Annotated in this window: 16 protein-coding genes; 12 read left to right on the plus strand and 4 right to left on the minus strand. The window is 64.2% G+C overall.

Annotated elements, in window-relative coordinates:
* The first annotated feature begins 8 nt into the window (after positions 1-8).
* The 5 genes from HCU76_RS17565 (at position 9) to HCU76_RS17585 (ending at position 4749) form a co-directional block, all read left to right on the plus strand.
* The gene (locus HCU76_RS17565) at positions 9-1460 is read left to right on the plus strand and encodes an aspartate ammonia-lyase (protein WP_213952896.1); all 1452 of its coding nucleotides are present in this window, start codon (positions 9-11) and stop codon (positions 1458-1460) included.
* A gap of 133 nt (positions 1461-1593) precedes the next feature.
* Entirely contained in the window at positions 1594-2487 is an 894-nt protein-coding gene (locus HCU76_RS17570; RefSeq protein ID WP_213952897.1) for an amino acid ABC transporter substrate-binding protein, read from the plus strand.
* A 99-nt stretch (positions 2488-2586) separates the two neighbouring features.
* The gene (locus tag HCU76_RS17575) at positions 2587-3306 is read left to right on the plus strand and encodes an amino acid ABC transporter permease (protein ID WP_213952898.1); all 720 of its coding nucleotides are present in this window, start codon (positions 2587-2589) and stop codon (positions 3304-3306) included.
* A 2-nt stretch (positions 3307-3308) separates the two neighbouring features.
* Positions 3309-3998 (plus strand): amino acid ABC transporter permease, encoded by a 690-nt coding sequence (locus tag HCU76_RS17580; protein WP_213952899.1) that lies wholly within the window; start codon positions 3309-3311, stop codon positions 3996-3998.
* Positions 3999-4011: 13 nt separating this feature from the next.
* Positions 4012-4749, plus strand: a complete 738-nt coding sequence (locus HCU76_RS17585; protein ID WP_213952900.1) for an amino acid ABC transporter ATP-binding protein — start codon at positions 4012-4014, stop codon at positions 4747-4749.
* Between the two features lie 146 nt (positions 4750-4895).
* On the opposite strand, the gene HCU76_RS17590 is transcribed toward HCU76_RS17585, so the two are convergent.
* Positions 4896-5810, minus strand: coding sequence for a LysR family transcriptional regulator (locus HCU76_RS17590; RefSeq protein ID WP_213952901.1), 915 nt, complete (start codon positions 5808-5810; stop codon positions 4896-4898).
* A 181-nt stretch (positions 5811-5991) separates the two neighbouring features.
* Here HCU76_RS17590 and HCU76_RS17595 point away from each other — a divergent pair, with 181 nt between their 5' ends.
* The 7 genes from HCU76_RS17595 to HCU76_RS17625 all read left to right on the plus strand — a co-directional run bounded on the left by HCU76_RS17595 (position 5992) and on the right by HCU76_RS17625 (position 17354).
* Positions 5992-6849: an alpha/beta hydrolase gene (locus tag HCU76_RS17595; RefSeq protein ID WP_213952902.1), complete on the plus strand. Its 858-nt coding sequence runs from the start codon at positions 5992-5994 to the stop codon at positions 6847-6849.
* 155 nt (positions 6850-7004) lie between these two features.
* The gene (locus HCU76_RS17600; RefSeq protein WP_213952903.1) at positions 7005-8243 is read left to right on the plus strand and encodes an efflux RND transporter periplasmic adaptor subunit; all 1239 of its coding nucleotides are present in this window, start codon (positions 7005-7007) and stop codon (positions 8241-8243) included.
* A 29-nt stretch (positions 8244-8272) separates the two neighbouring features.
* On the plus strand, positions 8273-11509 hold the full coding sequence (locus HCU76_RS17605; protein WP_213952904.1) for an efflux RND transporter permease subunit: 3237 nt from the start codon (positions 8273-8275) through the stop codon (positions 11507-11509).
* A 36-nt stretch (positions 11510-11545) separates the two neighbouring features.
* A complete protein-coding gene (locus HCU76_RS17610) occupies positions 11546-13006 on the plus strand; it encodes an efflux transporter outer membrane subunit (RefSeq protein WP_213952905.1) in 1461 nt (486 codons plus the stop codon).
* Between the two features lie 305 nt (positions 13007-13311).
* Complete coding sequence (locus HCU76_RS17615; protein ID WP_213952906.1) at positions 13312-16053, plus strand: type VI secretion system Vgr family protein; 2742 nt, start codon at positions 13312-13314, stop codon at positions 16051-16053.
* A gap of 1 nt (position 16054) precedes the next feature.
* Positions 16055-16855 carry a hypothetical protein gene (locus HCU76_RS17620; protein WP_213952907.1) on the plus strand — a complete coding sequence of 267 codons (801 nt, stop codon included), beginning with the start codon at positions 16055-16057 and terminating at the stop codon, positions 16853-16855.
* Positions 16856-16931: 76 nt separating this feature from the next.
* The gene (locus HCU76_RS17625; RefSeq protein WP_213952908.1) at positions 16932-17354 is read left to right on the plus strand and encodes a hypothetical protein; all 423 of its coding nucleotides are present in this window, start codon (positions 16932-16934) and stop codon (positions 17352-17354) included.
* Positions 17355-17804: 450 nt separating this feature from the next.
* Here the strand turns inward: HCU76_RS17625 and HCU76_RS17630 are convergent, their stop codons facing one another.
* From HCU76_RS17630 to HCU76_RS17640, 3 genes are read right to left on the minus strand one after another with little or no spacing between them, the layout of a single operon-like run.
* Positions 17805-18842 carry a DctP family TRAP transporter solute-binding subunit gene (locus tag HCU76_RS17630; protein WP_218510171.1) on the minus strand — a complete coding sequence of 346 codons (1038 nt, stop codon included), beginning with the start codon at positions 18840-18842 and terminating at the stop codon, positions 17805-17807.
* 25 nt (positions 18843-18867) lie between these two features.
* Positions 18868-20166, minus strand: coding sequence for a TRAP transporter large permease (locus HCU76_RS17635; RefSeq protein WP_218510172.1), 1299 nt, complete (start codon positions 20164-20166; stop codon positions 18868-18870).
* On the minus strand, positions 20163-20717 hold the full coding sequence (locus HCU76_RS17640; RefSeq protein WP_213952911.1) for a TRAP transporter small permease: 555 nt from the start codon (positions 20715-20717) through the stop codon (positions 20163-20165). Before HCU76_RS17640 ends, HCU76_RS17635 begins: the two co-directional genes overlap by 4 nt.
* Positions 20718-20765 lie beyond the last annotated feature (48 nt).

A 20765-nucleotide genomic window follows, 5' to 3' on the forward strand; every position in this document is an offset into this window, starting at 1 on the left:
GTACAGCCATGGATTCCAATTTCCGCACCGAACACGACTTCCTCGGCGAAAAGCGGATTCCCGTCGCCGCCTACTGGGGCGTGCACACGGCCCGCGCGGTCGAGAACTTCGCGATCTCCGGCACCCGCATCTCGGCCATGCCCGACCTGGTGCGCGCGCTAGCCCATGTGAAGAAGGCGGCGGCGCGCGCCAACGCGGACCTGGGTGCGCTCGACCGGGATCGCGCCGGCGCGATCATCCTGGCCTGCGAGGACCTGATCGAAGGCAAGCTGCTCAACGAGTTCGTGGTCGACGTGATCCAGGGTGGCGCCGGCACCTCGACCAACATGAATGCGAACGAGGTGATCTGCAACCTCGCGCTGGAGAAGATGGGCCACGGCAAGGCCAGCTACGACGTGCTGCATCCGAACGACCATGTGAACGCGTCGCAGAGCACCAACGATGTGTATCCGACCGCGGTGCGGCTGGCGCTGTGGTTCGCCATCGGCCGGCTGCTGGTCTGCATGGCCGACCTGCGCAAGAGCTTCGAGGCCAAGGCGCTGGAATTCCGCGACATCCTGAAGATCGGCCGAACCCAGTTGCAGGACGCGGTGCCGATGACGCTGGGCCAGGAGTTCCTGACCTACGCGATCATGATCGGCGAGGACGAGGAGCGCTTGGCCGAAGCCCGCGCGCTGATCGAGGAAATCAACCTCGGCGCCACCGCCATCGGCACCGGCATCAACGCGCCGCATGGCTATGCCAACCTGGCCTGCCAGTACCTGGCCGAGCAGACCGAGGTGCCGCTGAAGCAGGCGGCCAACCTGATCGAGGCCACGCAAGACACCGGCGCCTTCGTGCAGCTTTCGGGCGTCCTCAAGCGCGTGGCCACCAAGCTCAGCAAGACCTGCAACGACCTGCGCCTGCTCTCCAGCGGCCCACAGGCCGGCTTCGGCGAGATCCGCCTGCCGGCGCGCCAGGCCGGCTCGTCGATCATGCCCGGCAAGGTCAACCCGGTGATTCCGGAGGTGATGAACCAGGTCGCCTTCGAGGTGATCGGCAACGACATCACGGTGACGATGGCGTCGGAGGCCGGCCAGCTCCAGCTCAACGCCTTCGAGCCGATCATGGGCTGGAGCCTGTTCAAGAGCATCCAGCACCTGGGCAACGCCTGCGTCACGCTGCAGAAGAATTGCGTCGAAGGCATCGAGGCCAACCGCGAGTTCCTGGCCAAGCGGGTGCGCGAGTCGGTCACGCTGGTCACGGCGCTGAACCCGATCATCGGCTACGAAAAGGCTGCGCTGATCGCCAAGACGGCGCTCAAGTCCGGCGGCGCCATCGACGAAGTGGCCGAGGCGCTGGGCATCATGACGCGCGAGCAGATGGCCGCCTTGCTCGTGCCCGAGCACCTGACGCAGCCCGTGCGATTAGTCACACCGGTGCCGCCGGCGGCGCAGCCTTCGGGCACAAAGCCTGCTTAACACTAGGTGACAATCACCTCACGCGTCGATCCTGGAGGGTGCCCCGCGCACCAAATGCGGGACACGGGTATTCCCGAAAACGTGAATGCTTAAAATTTCAGACGATTTCCACCTTTTTATTCAAGGAGCCTTCATGAAGAAACAGATTCTGGTGCTTGCCATTTCGGCATTGGCCGCTGGCGGCGCGTTCGCGGAGGAGACGCTGGCCAAGATCAAGGCCTCAGGCGTCATCACCGAAGGTGTGCGCGAATCGTCGGGCCTGTCGTACACGCTGGGCAACGGCCAGTACACGGGCTTTCACTACGACATCTGCGCCAACATCATCAAGGACCTCGAGAAGGCCGTGGGCAAGAAGCTGGAAACCAAGTACCAGCCAGTGACCTCGCAGAACCGCGTGCCGCTGGTGCAGAACGGCACCGTCGACCTCGAATGCGGCTCCACCACCAACAATGCCACGCGCGCCAAGGACGTGTCCTTTGCCGTGACCACCTACGTGGAAGAAGTGCGCATCGCGGTCAAGGCCAATTCGGGCATCAACTCGATCAAGGACCTCAACGGCAGGACCGTGGCCACCACCACCGGCACGACCTCGGTGCAGACGCTGCGCAAGAACGAACGCGCCGGCGGCATCGACTTCAAGGAACTCTATGGCAAGGACCACTCGGACAGCTTCCTGCTGCTCGAATCGGGCCGCGCCGATGCCTTCGTGATGGACGGCTCGATCCTGGCTTCCAACATCGCCAAGTCGAAGTCACCGAAGGACTTCGCGATCGTGGGTGAAGTGCTGAGCGTCGAGCCGATCGCCATCATGATCCGCAAGGACGACCCGGCGTTCAAGAAGGCCGTGGACGACAGCATCAAGGGCCAGATCAAGAGCGGCGAACTGAACAAGCTGTGGGACAAGTGGTTCCTGAAGCCGATCCCCCCGGCGAACGTCACCGTCAACCTGCCGCTGTCGGCCGCGACCAAGGACGCCTGGGCGAATCCGAACGACAAGCCGATGGAAGACTACCAGGTCAAGAAGTGATCGCACTGCGACGCTGACTTGCAGGACGCCCGCCCTTTCGGCGGGCGTCTTACTTCACAAGGGCGCTCGCCAACTTTCGACGTACAGAGGAGATTCCCGATGGGAAACTGGGCTTGGCTAACAGAGGATCCCGGGGGCAAGTACCCGACTTACTGGGAATGGATGCTGAGTGCCTGGGGCTGGACGGTGTCCGTCGCCCTGGTGGCCTTGGTGGTGGCCCTCGTGCTGGGCTCGCTGGTCGGCATCATCCGCACACTGCCCGACAACCCCTGGCTGGTTCGATTCGGCAATGCCTGGGTCGAGTTGTTTCGCAACATCCCGTTGCTGGTGCAAATCTTCCTCTGGTACCACGTGATTCCAGCCCTGGTCCCGTTCATGAAGGGCGTGCCGCCGTTCATCCTGGTGGTGCTGGCGCTGGGCTTCTTCACATCGGCGCGTATCGCAGAGCAGGTTCGCTCGGGCATCCAGGCGCTGCCCAAGGGCCAGCGCTACGCGGGCATGGCGGTGGGCTTCACCACGCCGCAGTACTACCGCTACGTGATCCTGCCGATGGCCTACCGCATCATCATGCCGCCGCTCACCAGCGAGACGATGAACATCTTCAAGAACTCGTCGGTGGCTTTCGCTGTGTCGATCTCCGAGATGACGATGTACGCCATGCAGGTCCAGGAAGAAACCTCGCGCGGTGTGGAGGTGTACCTGGCGGTGACCGTGCTCTACGTGATCTCCGCACTGACCATCAACCGGATCATGTCGTACATCGAGAGGAAGACCCGCGTGCCCGGCTTCATCGTCTCGGCCGGCGGCGGGGGACACTGATCATGATGCATCTCGACCTCTCCTTCTACAACTGGGACGTCATCAGCAGCTTCGTGCTGAAGGGCTTCTACTTCAGCGTGATGCTGACGGTGGTGGCCACGGTGGGTGGCGTGATCTTCGGCACCTTGCTCGCGCTGATGCGCCTGTCGGGCAAGAAGTGGCTGGATGCGCCGGCGGCGCTGTACGTCAACGGCATGCGCAGCATTCCGCTGGTGATGGTGATCCTGTGGTTTTTCCTGCTGATGCCGGCGTCGTTCTACGCGATCTTCGGCAAGGTGGGCGTGAACTACCGGTCCGAAATCTCCGCCGTGATCACCTTCATCGCCTTCGAGGCCGCGTACTTCAGCGAGATCATGCGTGCCGGCATCCAGTCGATTCCGCGCGGCCAGGTCCATGCGGCGCAGGCGGTGGGCATGAGCTACGGCCAGCAGATGAAGCTGGTGATCCTGCCGCAGGCGTTCCGCAACATGCTGCCCGTGCTGCTCACGCAGACCATCATCCTGTTCCAGGACACGTCGCTGGTGTATGCCATCGGCGCCTACGACCTGCTCAAGGGCTTCGAGACGGCGGGCAAGAACTTCGGGCGGCCGATCGAGGCTTACCTGCTGGCTGCCGTCGTGTACTTCATCCTTTGCTACACGCTGTCGTATTTCGTCAAGCGGCTGCACAAGAAGATCGCCATCATCAGATGATCGGAGTTAAGAAATGATTGAAATCAAGAACGTTTCCAAGTGGTATGGCCCGGTCCAGGTGCTGAACGACTGCTCGGTCAGCATCAAGCAGGGCGACGTGGTCGTGGTGTGCGGGCCGTCGGGCTCGGGCAAGTCGACGCTGATCAAGACGGTGAACGCGCTGGAGCCATTCCAGAAGGGCGAGATCACGGTCAACGGCATCGCGCTGCACGATCCCAAGACCAACCTGCCCAAGCTGCGCTCCAAGGTCGGCATGGTGTTCCAGCACTTCGAACTGTTCCCGCACCTGTCGGTGACCGAGAACCTGACGATCGCGCAGATCAAGGTGCTGGGCCGCAGCGCGGAGGAAGCCAAGACGCGCGGCCTGAAGATGCTCGACCGCGTGGGACTGATGGCGCACAAGGACAAGTTCCCTGGCCAGCTCTCCGGCGGCCAGCAGCAGCGCGTGGCGATTGCCCGTGCGCTGAGCATGGACCCGATCGTGATGCTGTTCGACGAACCCACCTCGGCGCTGGACCCGGAAATGGTCGGCGAAGTGCTCGACGTGATGGTGACGCTGGCCAAGGAAGGCATGACCATGATGGTGGTCACGCACGAGATGGGCTTCGCGCGCAAGGTCGCGAGCCGCGTGATCTTCATCGACGTGGGCGGCCGCATCCTGGAAGACTGCTCGAAGGACGAGTTCTTCAGCCATCCGGAGAACCGCCAGCCGCGGACCAAGGATTTCCTGAACAAGATCCTGGCGCATTGAGCGCGCATCCAGCCAATTCGAAGCCCCGCGACGCGGGGCTTTTTCATGGGCGGACGGGCGCGCGATGTGGCCCATCGGGAATAGTCGGAACAGCCGCGCGGTCGCCAGACGCGGCTCTTTTTCCGGCGACTGACCGCCGCGCCGGCTCAGGTCCGCTGCAGCTGCGGATGCTTCGCGAACAGCTCCGCCGCCCAGTCGACGAACGCCCGCACCTTCGGGCTCAGGTGGCGATTGGGCGGGTACACCACGTGCACCGGCAACGGATCGCGCGTCCATTCCGGCATCACCTCGACCAGCTCGCCCTTCTCGATGTGCGGCACGGCCTGGAAGCTCACGCATTGCGAGATGCCGAAGCCCGCCAGCACCGACGCCAGGTGCGCGTTGCTCTCGTTCACCGACACGCGATACGTCACCGACAGCTCGATGCGCTCATCGCCCCGGTTGAACTCGTGCGGGTAGTTGCGCCGCGAATTCGACGCGAAGAAACCGACGACGTGGTGCCGCTTCTCCAGCTCGCTTGGATGTTGCGGCATGCCGTAGCGCTGGATGTAGGCCGGCGAAGCCACCGTGACGAAGGGCATCGTGCCGATGCGGCGCGCCACCAGCGACTGGTCCTGCAACTCGCCGCCGCGGATCACGCAGTCGACGTTCTCGCCGATAAGGTCCACCGGCCGGTCGGTCACGCCCAGGTCGACCTGGATGCCGGGGTACTGGTCGCAGAAGGTCTGCAGCGCCGGAATGATGATGAGCTTGGCGGTGGACGAGCCGACGTCGACCCGCAGCCGGCCCTTGGGACTGGCCTGCGCGTTGGTCATGCTCGACTCCAGGTCGTCGAAGTCGTTCAGCAGGCGGGCGGCACGCTCGTAGTAGGCAGCGCCGTCCGGCGTGACCGTGACGCGGCGCGTGGTGCGGTTCAGGAGCTTCACCTGGACGCGCTCCTCCAGCGCCTGGATCTGCTTGGTGACCGTGCCCTTGGGCAGGTCGAGCGAATCGGCCGCGCGGGTGAAATTGCCGGCTTCGACGACGCGAACGAAGGCGCGCATCGCGTGAATGGGGTCCATGGGGTCAGCTCCTGAAACCCAGGCCAGGCGGCCGGGGGAGCGGGATTCTCACACGCAAGAAAACCCGCGATTGTTCGTCGGACGGAAACAGAGTGAGAGGTTTGGCGCTGTTTTCAAGGGCCTGGCAGCGCCTAATATCCAACCATCGCAGTTTTGTATTGACCCTTCACAGGTACGCGCCATGTCACCCCGCCCATCGTCCCAGCCAGCCAACGCAGAAGCGCCGGGCGTGGCCGAGTGCGACATGAAGATCGAACTGCCGAAGCGGGACCCGGTCAAGGTGCGCATCTATGGCACGCGCTCCGGCGTGGCCGCCTCGCCGCTGATCCTGCACTTCCATGGTGGCACCTTCGTCTGCGGCGACCTGGACGACGGGCGCATGGTGGCGCGGCTGCTGGCCGACATCGGTGCGGTGGTCGTGTCCTTCGCCTATCCGCTGGCAACGCAGAGCCCCTTTCCGGGCGCGATCGAGGTGGGCTTCGATGTGCTGGAGTGGCTCTACAAGAACCGTGTGAAGCTGGGCGGCAAGGGTGCACGGGTGTTCCTTGCCGGCGAAGAAGCCGGCGGCAACCTGGCTGCCGCGGTGGCGCTGATCGCGCGGGATCGCGGGCATCCACCGCTGGCCGGCCAGATCCTGCTGTCGCCGATGCTGGACCCTTGCGCCGGCACGCCGTCGCTGCGCAAGGCGACGGACGACGTGGCGCAGTGCAAGTGGGCGGCCGGATGGGCGAAGTACCTTGGCAAGCCGAAGGATGCGATGCATCCGTATGCGGTGCCCGGTGCGTCGTTGCGGCTCGGCCAGCTGGCGCCCACGCTGGTGCTGGTCGGGCAGGACGACGCGATGCGTGACGAGGCGCTGACGTATGCGGGCCGCTTGCGCGCGGCCGGCAATGAAGTGCAGAGCATCGTGCTGCCGCCCGCTTCGCAGTGGGCCGAGTCGCTGACGCAGGGGGCCACTGGCGAGTGCCCTTGCGCGGTGACGGTGAAGCAGCACTTCCGCGAGTTCTTCAGCGCGACGACGCCGCCCCCGGCGGATTGACCCCGACAGACGACTGAGTTGGCGCACAGCGCCAGCCGCTGCATTCCCGGCCGACGGAGACCTCGGCCTCGTTAACCAGAACAAAACGCTTTCCAGCGCCATGAGCGCTGGGTAGCCATCGCTTTCCCGAAATTGACCCAAAAGGACGAAACATCATGACCAAGCAACAAATTTCCTCCGTGGCGCGCAAGGGTCTCTGGCCGACGGTGACGGCGCTGACCGCGGCCGTGGCCCTTGCCTCGGGCGTGCTCTTCGTGGGCCTGCACACCGAAAGGGTGGATGCCAGCAACCCGCCGCCGGCGCCTCAGGCGATCCCCGTGTCGGTGGCCACTGTCGGCAATAGCGAGATCACCGAATGGGACGAGTTCTCGGGCCGGCTCGAAGCCGTCGAGCGCGTCGACGTGCGCTCGCGCGTGGCCGGCGCTGTGCAGGCCGTGCACTTCAAGGAAGGCTCGCTGGTGAAGCAGGGCGACTTGCTGATCACCATCGACCCCGCGCCCTATGCCGCCGACGTCGATCGCGCCGAAGCGCAGGTCGCAGCCGCACAGGCGCGCGTGTCGCAGGCGCAGAGCGAACAGGTGCGCGCCGCCCGGCTGTGGAATGAGCAGGCCATCGCGCAACGCGAGTTCGACGAGCGCAGCAATGGCAAGCGCGAAGCGGAGGCCAACCTGCGCGCCGCGCAGGCCGCCCTGCAGACCGCGCGGCTGAGCCTCGGCTACACGCAGGTGAAGGCGCCGGTGTCGGGCCGCATCGGCAAGATCGAAGTGACGGTGGGCAACCTCGTGGCAGCCGGCCCCGGCGCGCCGGTGCTGACCACGCTCGTATCGGTGAGCCCGATCTATGCGAGCTTCGATGCCGACGAGTCCGTGATCGTCAAGGCACTGCGGGACATGCCGGGCGGCGCGAGCGCGCGCAACCTGATCGGCCAGATTCCCGTGCAGATGGGCACGGCCGCCAGCACCGGCACACCCATCGAAGGAAAGCTGCAACTTATCGACAACCAGGTCGACGCGCGCAGCGGCACGGTGCGCGTGCGCGCCGCCTTCGACAACAAGGACGGTGCGCTGATCCCCGGCCAGTTCGCCCGCATCCGCATGGGCCAGGCCAAGAGCAGCAACGTGATGCTGGTGAGCGAACGCGCCATCGGCACCGACCAGAACAAGAAGTTCGTGATGGTGGTGAACGGCGACAACAAGACCGAGTACCGCGAAGTCACGCTCGGCGCGCCGGCCAATGGCCTGCGCGTGGTGGCCAGCGGCCTCAAGACGGGCGAGCGCGTGGTGGTGAACGGCCTGCAGCATGTGCGCCCCGGCGCGCTGGTGGCGCCGCAGACCGTGCCGATGGATGCGACGGCGCAAGCGCCGGCTGCACCGAAGCTGGCCTCGAACTCGTGAGCGTCTCGCGCGCTTCCTGAAAGAACAACATGAACCTTTCCAAGTTCTTCATCGACCGGCCGATCTTTGCGGGCGTGCTGTCGGTGCTGATGCTCATCGCCGGCCTGATCGCGCTGCGCAACCTGCCGATCTCCGAATACCCGGAAGTCGCGCCGCCCTCGGTCGTGGTGCGCGCGCAATACCCGGGTGCGAATCCGAAGGTGATTGCGGAGACCGTGGCATCGCCGCTGGAGGAATCGATCAATGGGGTCGAAGGCATGCTCTACATGGGCAGCCAGGCGACCACGGACGGCGTGATGACGCTGACGGTGACCTTCCAGCTCGGCACCGATCCGGACAAGGCGCAGCAGCTCGTGCAGAACCGCGTTTCGCAAGCCGAGCCGCGCCTGCCGGAAGAAGTGCGCCGCCTCGGCATCACGACCGTGAAGAGCGCGCCCGACCTGACGATGGTGGTGCACCTCGTCTCGCCCAATGACCGCTACGACATCAACTACCTGCGCAACTACGCGGTGCTGAACGTGAAGGACCGCCTTGCGCGCATCCAGGGCGTGGGGCAGGTGCAGATCTTCGGCGGCGGCGAGTATTCGATGCGCGTGTGGCTCGACCCGCAGAAGGTCGCGCAGCGCGGCCTCTCGGCCAGCGACGTGGTCGCCGCGATCCGCAGCCAGAACATCCAGGCCGCGGCTGGCGTGGTCGGCGCATCGCCGGGGCTCAACGGTGTCGACATGCAGTTGTCGATCAACGCGCAAGGCCGCCTGCAGAACGAGGAAGAGTTCGGCGACATCATCGTGAAGACCGGTGCCGATGGCGCGGTCACGCGGCTGCGCGACATCGGCCGGCTCGAACTGGGCGCGGCCGACTATTCGCTGCGCTCGCTGCTGAACAACGACGCTGCGGTCGGCATGGGCGTGTTCCAGGCGCCGGGCTCGAATGCGCTCGACATCTCGGCCAACGTGCGCAAGACCATGGCCGAGTTGGCCAAGAACATGCCCGAAGGCGTGGAGTACCGCATTGCCTACGACCCGACGCAGTTCGTGCGCGCATCGATCGAATCGGTGCTGCACACGCTGCTCGAAGCCATCGCGCTGGTGGTGCTGGTGGTGATCCTGTTCCTGCAGACGTGGCGTGCGTCGATCATCCCGCTGCTGGCCGTGCCGATCTCGGTGATCGGGACATTCGCGGTGCTGCATGTGCTGGGCTTCTCGATCAACGCGCTGAGCCTGTTCGGGCTGGTGCTGGCGATCGGCATCGTGGTGGACGACGCGATCGTGGTGGTGGAGAACGTCGAGCGCAACATCGAGGCGGGGCTGACGCCGCGCGAGGCGACATACCGTGCGATGAAGGAAGTGTCCGGGCCGATCATCGCGATTGCGCTGGTGCTGGTCGCGGTGTTCGTGCCGCTGGCTTTCATCAGCGGTTTGACGGGCCAGTTCTACCGGCAGTTCGCGGTCACCATCGCGATCTCGACGGTGATCTCGGCGATCAATTCGCTGACGCTGTCACCCGCGCTAGCGGCGTTGTTGCTGCGCGGCCATGACCAGCCGAAGGACGCGTTGACGCGCGGCATGGACCGTGTGTTCGGCTGGCTGTTCCGCGGCTTCAACAAGCTCTTTCATCGCGGCTCGGAGGCCTACGGCACCGGCGTGAAGGGTGTGATCTCGCGCAAGACGATCATGCTCGTGGTCTACCTCGCGCTGGTCGGCGTGACCTTCGGCCTGTTCAAGGCCGTGCCCAGCGGCTTCGTGCCGGCGCAGGACAAGCAGTACCTGATCGGATTTGCGCAACTGCCCGACGGCGCCACGCTGGACCGCACCGAGGACGTGATCCATCGCATGGGCGACATCATGAAGAAGAACCCGAACGTGCAGGACGCGATCGCGTTCCCGGGCCTGTCGATCAACGGCTTCACCAACAGCTCGAACTCCGGCATCGTGTTCGCGACGCTGAAGCCCTTCGACGAACGCAAGCGTGTCGACCAGAGCGGCGGCGCCATCGCGGGCCAGTTGAACCAGCAGTTCGCCGGCATCCAGGACGCATTCATCGTGATGTTCCCGCCGCCGCCGGTGGCGGGCCTGGGCACCACAGGCGGCTTCAAGCTGCAGCTGGAAGACCGCGCCTCGCTCGGCTACGACCAGATGGACGCGGCGGTGAAGGCCTTCATGGCCAAGGCGCAGAAGGCGCCCGAACTGGCCGGCCTGTTCACGAGCTGGCAGGTCAACGTGCCGCAGCTCTATGCCGACATCGACCGCACCAAGGCGCGGCAGCTCGGCGTGCCGGTGACGGACATCTTCGACACGATGCAGATCTATCTCGGCAGCCTCTACGCCAATGACTTCAACAAGTTCGGCCGCACCTATAGCGTGCGCGTGCAGGCCGATGCGCCGTACCGCGCGCGCGCCGAGGACGTGGGGCTGCTGAAGGTGCGCTCCAACGCGGGCGAGATGGTGCCGCTGTCGGCGCTGATGAAGGTGTCGTCCAGCTTCGGCCCGGAGCGTGCCATGCGCTACAACGGCTACCTCGCGGCCGACATCAACGGTGGGCCGGCCCCAGGCTATTCCTCGGGCCAGGCGCAGGACGCGATCGAACGCATCGCGGCCGAGACGCTGCCCAAGGGCATCGGCTTCGAATGGACCGAGCTGACCTACCAGGAGATCCTGGCCGGCAACTCCGCGTTCCTCGTGTTCCCGCTGGCGATCCTGCTGGTGTTCCTGGTGCTGGCTGCGCAGTATGAAAGCCTGACGCTGCCGATCGCGATCATCCTGATCGTGCCGATGGGCCTGCTCGCCGCGATGACCGGCGTCTGGATATCGGGGGGTGACAACAACGTGTTCACGCAGATCGGGCTGATCGTGCTGGTCGGGCTGAGTGCGAAGAACGCGATCCTGATCGTGGAGTTCGCGCGGGAACTGGAGTTTGCCGGGCGAACGCCGATACAGGCCGCGATCGAGGCAAGCCGGCTGCGCCTGCGGCCCATCCTGATGACGTCGCTGGCCTTCGTGATGGGGGTGCTGCCGCTGGTGCTCGCGACCGGCGCCGGCGCCGAGATGCGCAGCGCAATGGGCGTCGCGGTGTTCGCCGGGATGATCGGCGTGACGGCCTTCGGCCTGTTCCTGACACCGGTGTTCTACGTGGTGCTGCGCAAGCTGACGGGCAACAAGCCGCTCAAGCTGCATGGCGAGGTGCCGCATCTCGAAGCGTTCAAGACGGGCGCCGGGGGTGGCGCGCAGCATGCACAGCCGGCGGCGCCGCACCAGTCGCATGAATGAACGAACGAACGAGTGAATGAGGCAGGAGTTCCAACCATGACAACGAACCGTATTTCTTCCACCCTTCGCGGTGCATTGCTGCCGCTGGTTGCTGCCCTCGTGCTGGCCGGTTGCGCTTCGACTGCGGACTTGTCGTCGGGCGTCACGACGCCGGCACAGTTCAAGGAGCAGGTGACCGCCACTGCCTCAAGTGCTCCCGCGCAAACCGACGGCACCTGGTGGCGCGTCTTCAACGACAGCGAACTCAACGCCCTGGTCGAGCGCGCGGCCATCGCCAACACCAGCGTGCAGCAGGCGGCGGCACGCCTGGCCGAGGCGCGCGCCCTCGCGCGTTCGGTCGATGCCGATCGCTCGGTGCAAGTCGGCCTCGGCGCGGGCGGCATCCGGGGCGCCGGCCTGGACCGCGGCGACGGCAGCAAGCGGGCGGCGACGCTGATCACCGCCGGCGCGACGGTGTCCTACGAAGTGGACCTGTTCGGCCGCCTCTCGGGTGCCAGCAACGCCGCCGCGCTCGACGCGCAATCGCGCGAAGCCTTGCTGAACAGCGCGCGCCTGCTGGTCCAGGCTGAAGTGGCGCAGAGCTACCTTGCACTGCGTGCGCTCGACGCCGAACGCGCCATCGTGCGCGACACGGTCGAGGCCTACCGCGGCACGCTGAGCGTGACCCAGAGCCGCTACCGTGCCGGCGACCTGGCCGAACTCGACGTGGTGCGCGTGCAGACCGAACTGGCGTCGAACGAATCCGACGCGCTGGCGCTGGATCGCCAGCGCGCGCAACTCGAACATGCGCTCGCGGTGCTCACCGGCGCACTGCCTTCGGAGTTCAGCGTTGGCACCGTCGAATGGACGACTGCCCTGCCGTCGATTCCCGCGGGACTTCCTTCGACCATGCTCGAACGCCGGCCGGACATCGCCGCCGCGCAGAGAACCGCGGAAGCCGCGCAGGCACGCGTCGGCGTTGCAAAGGCGGCATGGTTCCCCACCTTCGCTTTGACAGGCGCCGGTGGATACGCGTCGACGGACCTCGGCGACCTGTTGCAGTGGTCGGCCCGATCGTGGGGCATCGGTGCGCTGGCGTCGTTGCCGCTGTTCGACGGCGGCCGGCGCGAAGCCGGCGTGAAGGGCGCATCGGCCCAGCTCGACGGGGCGCTGGTGAGCTATCGCGAGCAGGTGCTGGTCGCGTTCCGGGAAGTGGAAGACCAGCTCGCGGCGCTGCGACTGCTCGACGAGCAGTCGGTGGTGCAGGCCCGCGCCGTGGCATCGGCCCGCCGTGCGACCGTGCTGAGCGATGCGCGCTACCGCAATGGCTACGTCAGCCAACTCGACCTGCTCGATGCGCGTCGCAGCGAACTGCAGAACCGCCGCCAGCAACTGCAGGTGAAGTCGGCGCAATACCAGGCGACGGTCGCGCTGATCCGCTCGCTGGGCGGTGGCTGGGACGCACCGGCGGTGGTCGGCGAGGCGGCGGGGAGAACCGGCGCCGTTGTCGTGCAGTAAATCTGCTGCCACACGCGAGAAGTACATTGCCTCGCCAATGCAGTGGAGGTTGGCAGGCAATGTTGACAATTCGATGCGCTACCATGCCCCCGGCGCGCGCAAAGCGCGTCAAGGGAGGGTAGTCAAGAGCGCGCCGACATGCGTCGAGCCAAAGCGCAGCTGCCCGTGGATTCCATATCACGACGGCAGCCATGTCAGATCTATCTTCGCCCCCGTTCATGCCGGCCCCCGGCTCCCAGGTCTGGGAGATCAGCGGGCTGAATGTCGCGGTGCTTTCGCAGCATGCGCGGCTCATCACGCTCACCGTGCCCGAGGCGGCCAAGGTCGCCAATGACTCGATCGTGGTCGAGCGCTTCACCGGGCTTGAGTCGGTCAACAGCCTCTTCGACTTCACCGTCGACGTGCTGGCGACCTCCGGTGTGTTCGATCCGGTTCAACTGATTGGCGAGGAGGTGACCCTGCGCCTGCTGCTGGCCGACGGCAGCACGCGCGCCTGGCACGGCCAACTGATCGGCGTCGATGCGCTGGGCGGCGATGGCGGTGTCGAACGCTATCGCTTCCACCTGCAACCCTGGCTCGCCCAACTCGGCCTGCGTCGCGACTCCTTCGTCTACGCCAACAAGAGCGTGCGCGAGATCGTCAGCGAAGTCTTCGCGGACTATCCCGTCGCCAACTTCAGCTTCTCGGTGCTGCGGGAGCTGCCGGTGCTGCCGACCTGCACGCAGTACCGCGAATCCGACCTGGCCTTCGTGCGGCGCCTGCTCGCCCAGGCGAGCCTGAGCTTTCGGTTCGAGCACGAGCAGACCGAACGCTCGTCCTCCAGCACCGAAGTCTCCCCGTCGCGCCATCGCCTGGTCATCTTCGACGCGCATGCGAAGTTGCCGGATTGCCCTCTGTCTCCCATCCGCTTCCACGGCGTGCGCGCCACCGAAGTCAGCGACAGCATCACCCACTGGTCCGCCAAGCGCCAGATGGCCCCCAACAGCATCACCCGCAGCGCCTGGCGCACCGACACCCTGCATGCGCCGGCCGGCCAGAGCAGCACGAACCTGGACCTCGGCGACATCCCCGTCCTGGAGAACCACGACGGCGCCGGCGCCCACCGCTACGCCACGGGCGACGCCGCCCACCAACTCGCCGAGGCGCTGCTGCTCGCCCACGAATCGCGCATCAAGCGCTACCAGGGCCAAGGCAGCGTGCGCGTGCTCGCCGCCGGGCAGCGCTTCAAGCTCAGCCAGCACGACCGCTACGGCGTCGATGGCGACCAGCAGGAGTTCACCTGCCTGGCTGTTCGCCATGAAGCGGCCAACAACCTCGGCACGCAAGCCGCCGACATCCTCGAAGCCACCGACATCGAGAAGGGCAGCTACCGCAACACCTTCGAGGCCCACCCCGGCGAAGCAAAGATCGCTCCGGTCTTGATCCAGAAGCCCACCGCCCCGGAGTCGATGATCGCCATCGTGGTCGGCGGCAGCGACGACGACCCGAACACGGCTGTCCACACCCAGCGCGACCACAGGGTGCAAGTCAGGTTCGCCTGGCAGGCGCAACGCCAGAGCGAGGCGGACTACCTGCGCCAGTACAACCGGCAGGGCACCTTGGTGCAGGCCGGTCGCCATGTGAGTACTGCTGCCTCTGTCTGGGTCCAAGTCGCAACATCCCTGGCCGGCCCCAACTGGGGCCACCATCATCTGCCGAGGAAGGGCACTGAAGTCCTGCTGGTCTTCATCGAAGGCGACATCGACCGGCCGGTGATTGCGCATCAACTCTTCAATGCGCAGGACCTGCCGCCGTGGTCGGCCGGGGTCGACTCAAGCGCGAACCACCCCGGGGTGCTCTCGGGCTGGCACAGCAGGAGCCTGGATGGGTCGGGCTTCAACCAGTGGATGACGGATGACGCGCCAGGACAGGTTCGCACCCGGCTGGCCAGTTCCAATGCAGCGAGCCAGTTGAACCTGGGGCACCTGAACGCGCAGGCGCCTGAATCGGCCAGTCGCGGCACCTGGCGTGGCACGGGTGCTGAACTGCGCTCGGACGCGTGGGTGGCGGTGCGGGCGGGCGAAGGTTTCCTGATCTCCACGGTGGCGCAGAACCGGGGTCAGGGCACTACGCAGGACACGACCAGCGCGAGAGGGCAACTCGAAGCGGGCAAGCAGGCGGCGGAGCGACTCTCGGATGCGGCCAGCGGTGCCGAAGCACTGGCGCTGAAAGCCAACGACAGGCTGCAACCGCTGCTGGACGACCTCGATCCGGAGAAGAACGGCCACTACCCAGACACCGTCAACGGCCAGAGCGCCAAAAGCCCCGACGGCGGCGGTGTCGACAGCCGGGAAGACAAGCACCCAGTCCCGGCCTTCGCCCGGCCCCTGATGGTGCTGGACGCCAACACGAGCCTGAACCTCGCCACCCCGGCGAGCAGCATCATCTACGCAGGCGATGCCATCCACTGGACATCTCAACAACAAGCCCATCTGGCCGCAGGCAAAACGGTGAGCCTTGCAGCGGCCAAGAGCGTGGGCCTATTTGCAGCCGAGGGCGGCATCCAGGTCATCGCGCAGGACGGCCCGGTTTCGATCCAGGCCCACACCGACGAGCTGGAATGGCTGTCCAAGGAGGGCTTCACCGTCACAAGCAGCACCGACGAGATCCACGTGCTGGCCAAGGAGAAGATCACGCTGAAGGGCGGGCAGACCAGCATCACGCTGGATGGGGCCAACATCATCCTGAAGATGCCGGGGCTGCTTGATGTGAAGGGGACGAGCAAGGCGTTTGTGGGGCCGGACAAAAGCTATACGACCCTTCAGAAGTTGCCAGGGAATCTCAGTGAGGCGAGCTACGAAGAATCCTTTCGTTTCTTGAATTCGACCTCAGGGCGCCCGGAAAAAGGAGTTCGATATTTCATTGAACTTGATGATGGTGATTTCATGCACGGATTTACTGATGAAAATGGCATGACAGACAAAATCGCATCAGAAAAAAAGTTAAATGCTCGCGTATTCTGGAGTATTGAGGCGTTGAGGCGGGTTAGAAAAATATCGGGAGGCTAGGATGGATTCTCAATCAAAAAGTGCTACTTCAACGCTACACAGGCCGAGCGCCGCGACCAAAGACGTCGCACTGATGTTGGTTGAGCGCTCTGGAAGATATCGAATTGGCGAGCCTCAGCGTCCCTTCATTAAACATGACAATGGGTTTCTGGATGTTTATTCGCATCAGGAGCCAACCCTCGCGGATAGATATTCGCTGGAGGTATGGAAGGCTAAATTGGACGTCGCAGAAATAACTCGCCCCGAATGGGTTGATGCAACCGCTGCGTATCGTTGGTTTTTACACGGAAAGGGGAAGGACCGCCATTTTGAATACGACCGGTATGTTAAAGACGACCCCAATGGGAAGATTGGTTTGGAAAATATCATAGCGGATGCGGTTCTTCATATTCAAGTAATAGGGCGCAATAGAGAGGAATTCAGCGTAACGAGCGACCAATATGCTGTTGGCGCCTTCGGGCAAAGCCCCACGTTGCCCTATCCCGCAACGACCAACTGGCAAAGAGCACTAGGTGCCCACATTGTGTGGATTTCTGCCAAAGTTCTTGTTGAACTAAATTCGAAGCTTGATTTGGTCTACGACGCGGATCTCACTTTTCATGTTGAAGATAAGTTCAACTTTAATCCGGGCGGAAAAGATATCGCTACGAAAACAGACGACGCGGAGAACGGAAGATTTGAGATCACCGGTCTAGCTCATCAGTATATGAACATTGCAATTATGACCAGAAATGTTCGATGGGTTGGTGGCGCTTCAACTTGGGAGGTGAAAGGTGAAAAATATAGAAAGTCGAATAGATAATTGTTTCTCCGTGAGTGGTTGTACTCTTGGTAGGATGCTAATGTTCTTGGTGATTTTCCTTTGCTACGGGTGCAGCATGAACGAGCCGGAATTTATCGATAAACAGGAAGATCTAAAAAAATATGTCGACCTGAAGGTAGATGCAAAATCTATTAAATGGAAGATCCTTTCGCTTCCGGAGAGTTCGGGCGGATTTGACGTTCCGGGTCGCACGGACTACCTCAGCTTGATCGTGGTCATCGAATCAAACGAAATGGAAATAAAAAAGTTACAATCTCGAGCAGTTCCAAAAACCACGCGACTTATTCCGGTTCCTGCCGCATTTTTAAAAAATTGGCTGCCAAGGTTGGCTGTCGACGCGTTTTCTGGGAGGAATTTTGCGGGCAAAGTAACCGAAATTAATGAATTTGCAAGCCTGAAAGATGAAGCCTTCGATGCGATTGCGATTTCAGGTGGTTCTCAAATCGTGTTGTACGTTGGTTACGTTGTGCCAAATTGAGACGAAGCTCGGTAGCAACACGCGTTACGCAAAGTTTTTCGACGCGACATCGTGGGCCGGGTGCGTGTGGCGCGGGTACGGAAGATGTTTTGCGGTCGGTTCAAGTTCCGGACCGATCGCTACGCGCGATGAGCGCGATTCGCTGCTGCTACAGCGTTGCTTGCGGATGCTGGCGTTCAACGACGACACCGGAGGGACGTTGCGATCACGCCTGGCCCAAAGCGATCCAACGCATCTCACGTTGACTTGGCTGGACCATCCGAGGTATGGGAACGCCCCCCGCGGATCGACAGTGTGCGCCGGGGCAAGTTCGACCTGAGATAGCGCGACGCCAGCTTCCGATACCCGATTTAGACCTGAAGGCGGGGCGTGTGGGCTCCGGAGCCGGATTTCCGGCTGAACACTTGATGGTGATAAAGCCCCAGCACAGGGCTTCTTCGCCGCAAGCTGTTACTGCTTCCTCGAAGCAATCGCCTTCTCGGCCTTGTTGACCAGATCTGCCCCCACGGTCCCCTTCCACTTCGCATAGACCGGCCGGGTCGCCTTCACGAACGCCTCGCGCTCCGCGGGCGTCAGCTGCGTCACCGTCACCCCCATCCCCTCGATTTCCTTCAGAAGCGGCTTGCCGGGTTCGATCAGCCCCTTGCGCGCAATCGCGATCTCCTGCTTCCCGGCATCAATCGCAGCCTGCCGCACGATTGCCTGGTCCGCCGGTGTCCACGACGCCCAGATCTCCTTGTTGACCACGAAAATCAGCGGGTCGGCGACGTTGCCCCAGGTGGTCATGAACTTCTGGCCCACGTTCTGCATCTTCAGCACGGTGAACAGGAACAGCGGGTTCTCCTGCCCATCGACCGCGCCGCTGGCCAATGCCGGTTGCGCATCGGCCCAGCTCATCTGCGTGGGGTTGGCGCCCAGCGCGGTGAACATGTCGGCGAACAGGGGCGAGCCGACCACGCGGATCTTCATGCCCTTCAGGTCATCGGGCGACTTGATCGGCTTCTTCGAGTTGGTGACTTCGCGGTACCCGTTCTCGCCCCACGCGAGCGGCACCACGCCGGCCTTGTCGATGGTCGCGAAGATCTCCTTGCCCACCTCGCCTTGCGTCAGCGCATCGATTGCCGCGTAGTCGGGCATCAGGAACGGCAGCGAGAACAGGTTGAGCTGCTTCACCTGCGGCGACCAGTTGATGGTCGAGCCGACGGCCATGTCGATCACGCCCTGGCGCAGCGCGCTGAACTCGCGCGTCTGGTCGCCCTGGATCAGCGAGACGCCGGGATACAGCTTGATGTTGATGCGGCCTTGCGTCCGTTCCTTCACCAGGTCCGCCCAGATCTTGCCGGCCTGGCCCCATGCCGTTGGCGGCGCCAGCACGAGCGACATCTTGTATTCGGGCTTGTAGGCTGTCTGCGCGGGCGCCGCGCCCGAGAACGTGGCAAGTGCGGTGGCAACGGCGGCAAGGCCGAGCAACGAACGGCGGAACTTCATGTGGACTGTCTCCTGAGGAAAAAAATCAATAACCGAGCTTGTTGGGAAGCCAGAGCGCGAGTTGCGGCCAGGCGATCACGGCCACCATCACGAGGAACATCGCGAACAGCATCCAGCCGACCCAGCGCACCGTGTCTTCCATGCGCACGTTGGCGATGCGGCACGACACCATCAGGTTCACGGCCAGCGGCGGGGTGAACTGGCCCAGCGCCACCTTCAGCGTGAGGATCACGCCGAACCACACCGGGTCCCATTTGTAGAACTGCACGATCGGCCACAGGAGCGGCACGAAGATCAGGAAGATCGAGACGCCGTCGAGGAACATGCCAACGGTGATCAGCATCACGATCAATAACGACAGCACGCCGTATTCGCCGAGGCCCGAATTGGTGATCGCCTTGGCAACGGGGTCGATCACGCCGAGCGTCGAGAGCGAATACGCAAAGATGCCCGCGAGCGACACCACCAGCAGGATCACCGCCGACAGTTCACCCGACTCGCGCAGGATCACGAACAGGTCCTTCACCTTGATCGTGCGGTAGATCACCATGCCCACGAACAGGCCGTAGAACACCGCGACCACGGCCGCTTCGGTCGGCGTGAACCAGCCCGCGCGCATGCCGCCGAGGATCAGCACCGGCGCGGCCAGGCCCCAGGTGGCTTCACGGAAGCTCTTCCAGAACTCGGGGCGCGGCAATGTCGCTTCGAGTGCGCCCATCTTGTTGGAGCGCGCCATCCACACCGCCGGGATGATCAGCGCGAGTCCGGCCAGGATGCCGGGGATCATTCCGGCCGCGAACAGCGCTGGCACCGACGCGGTCGGCACCATCACCGAGTACACGATGAAGGCCACAGAGGGCGGAATGAGGATGTCGGTCGCGGCCGCGGCGCCGACCACGCTGGCCGAGAACGCAGGCGGGTAGCCGGCGCGGGACATCGCGGCGATCATCACCGCGCCGACAGCCGCCGCATTGGCCGGGCCGGAGCCCGAGATGCCGCCCAGGAACATCGCCACCAGGATCGCCACCAGAGGCAGCATGCCCGGCCCGCGCCCGACGATGGCAATCGCGAAGTTCACGAGGCGCAGCGCCACGCCCGAGCGGTCGAAGATCGAGCCGACCAGCACGAACATCGGGATCGCCAGCAGCGGGTACTTGCCCAGGCCCGCATAGAAGTTCTGCGGCACGGCCAGCAGGCCGAACCATTGCGCGTCCCCGTTGGCCAGCGCGATGCACGCCGCACCGGCCAGCCCGAGCGCCGCGCCGATCGGCACGCCGACGAGCATCATCACGACGAAGGCGACGAAGAGCAGGGTTGCGATCATTCAGCTTCCTTGCTGTCGCGGCGACCCCGGCGCACGAACAGCCCGCAGGCCCGCAGCGCAATCGCCGTCGACACGATCGGCAGCCAGATCGAATACCACCATTGCGGCACGCCGATCCCGGGCGAGGTCTCCTCGAACTTGTAGTCGTCCCACACCATCCGCAGGCTCAGCCCGGCGATCAGGAAGAACAGCGCCGCGACCATCACCGCGCCGAACTGCGACAGCCGCTTGCGCCGCGCCATCGAGCCGCTCTCGGAAAAGTACTCGATGCGGATGTGTCGGTCGCGCGCCACCGCGGCGGAGCCGGCCACCATCGCCAGCAGGATCATCAGGAAGACCGAGAACTCCTCGGTCCAGGCAAAAGAGGAGTCGGTGAAATAGCGCACCACCACGTTCGCGAAGGTGATGCAGGCCAGCAGGCCCATGATGATCACGGTGGCCCAATCCTCGATGGCCAGCGGCACCTTGACCGGTTCGTCGGCGGATTCGATATCGGGGGGCAGGGGACTCGCGGCGTCCAGTACGGGGCCGGATTCGGTGGGAGAAGACATTGGGGGAATGGGGAAGGGGACCGCGCCCGCCAGTCGGGCATGTTGGCG

Origin of the sequence: Variovorax sp. dw_308, assembly GCF_019207085.1 — a bacterium.
Classification (GTDB): Bacteria; Pseudomonadota; Gammaproteobacteria; order Burkholderiales; family Burkholderiaceae_C; genus Variovorax.

Excerpts from the sequence above, each read along its gene's own strand:
- HCU76_RS17565 (WP_213952896.1), top strand. The coding sequence starts at position 9 with ATGGATTCCAATTTCCGCACCGAACACGACTTCCTCGGCGAAAAGCGG.
- HCU76_RS17570 (WP_213952897.1), top strand. The coding sequence starts at position 1,594 with ATGAAGAAACAGATTCTGGTGCTTGCCATTTCGGCATTGGCCGCTGGC.
- HCU76_RS17575 (WP_213952898.1), top strand. The coding sequence starts at position 2,587 with ATGGGAAACTGGGCTTGGCTAACAGAGGATCCCGGGGGCAAGTACCCG.
- HCU76_RS17580 (WP_213952899.1), top strand. The coding sequence starts at position 3,309 with ATGATGCATCTCGACCTCTCCTTCTACAACTGGGACGTCATCAGCAGC.
- HCU76_RS17585 (WP_213952900.1), top strand. The coding sequence starts at position 4,012 with ATGATTGAAATCAAGAACGTTTCCAAGTGGTATGGCCCGGTCCAGGTG.
- HCU76_RS17590 (WP_213952901.1), bottom strand. The coding sequence starts at position 5,810 with ATGGACCCCATTCACGCGATGCGCGCCTTCGTTCGCGTCGTCGAAGCC.
- HCU76_RS17595 (WP_213952902.1), top strand. The coding sequence starts at position 5,992 with ATGTCACCCCGCCCATCGTCCCAGCCAGCCAACGCAGAAGCGCCGGGC.
- HCU76_RS17600 (WP_213952903.1), top strand. The coding sequence starts at position 7,005 with ATGACCAAGCAACAAATTTCCTCCGTGGCGCGCAAGGGTCTCTGGCCG.
- HCU76_RS17605 (WP_213952904.1), top strand. The coding sequence starts at position 8,273 with ATGAACCTTTCCAAGTTCTTCATCGACCGGCCGATCTTTGCGGGCGTG.
- HCU76_RS17610 (WP_213952905.1), top strand. The coding sequence starts at position 11,546 with ATGACAACGAACCGTATTTCTTCCACCCTTCGCGGTGCATTGCTGCCG.
- HCU76_RS17620 (WP_213952907.1), top strand. The coding sequence starts at position 16,055 with ATGGATTCTCAATCAAAAAGTGCTACTTCAACGCTACACAGGCCGAGC.
- HCU76_RS17625 (WP_213952908.1), top strand. The coding sequence starts at position 16,932 with ATGAACGAGCCGGAATTTATCGATAAACAGGAAGATCTAAAAAAATAT.
- HCU76_RS17630 (WP_218510171.1), bottom strand. The coding sequence starts at position 18,842 with ATGAAGTTCCGCCGTTCGTTGCTCGGCCTTGCCGCCGTTGCCACCGCA.
- HCU76_RS17635 (WP_218510172.1), bottom strand. The coding sequence starts at position 20,166 with ATGATCGCAACCCTGCTCTTCGTCGCCTTCGTCGTGATGATGCTCGTC.
- HCU76_RS17640 (WP_213952911.1), bottom strand. The coding sequence starts at position 20,717 with ATGTCTTCTCCCACCGAATCCGGCCCCGTACTGGACGCCGCGAGTCCC.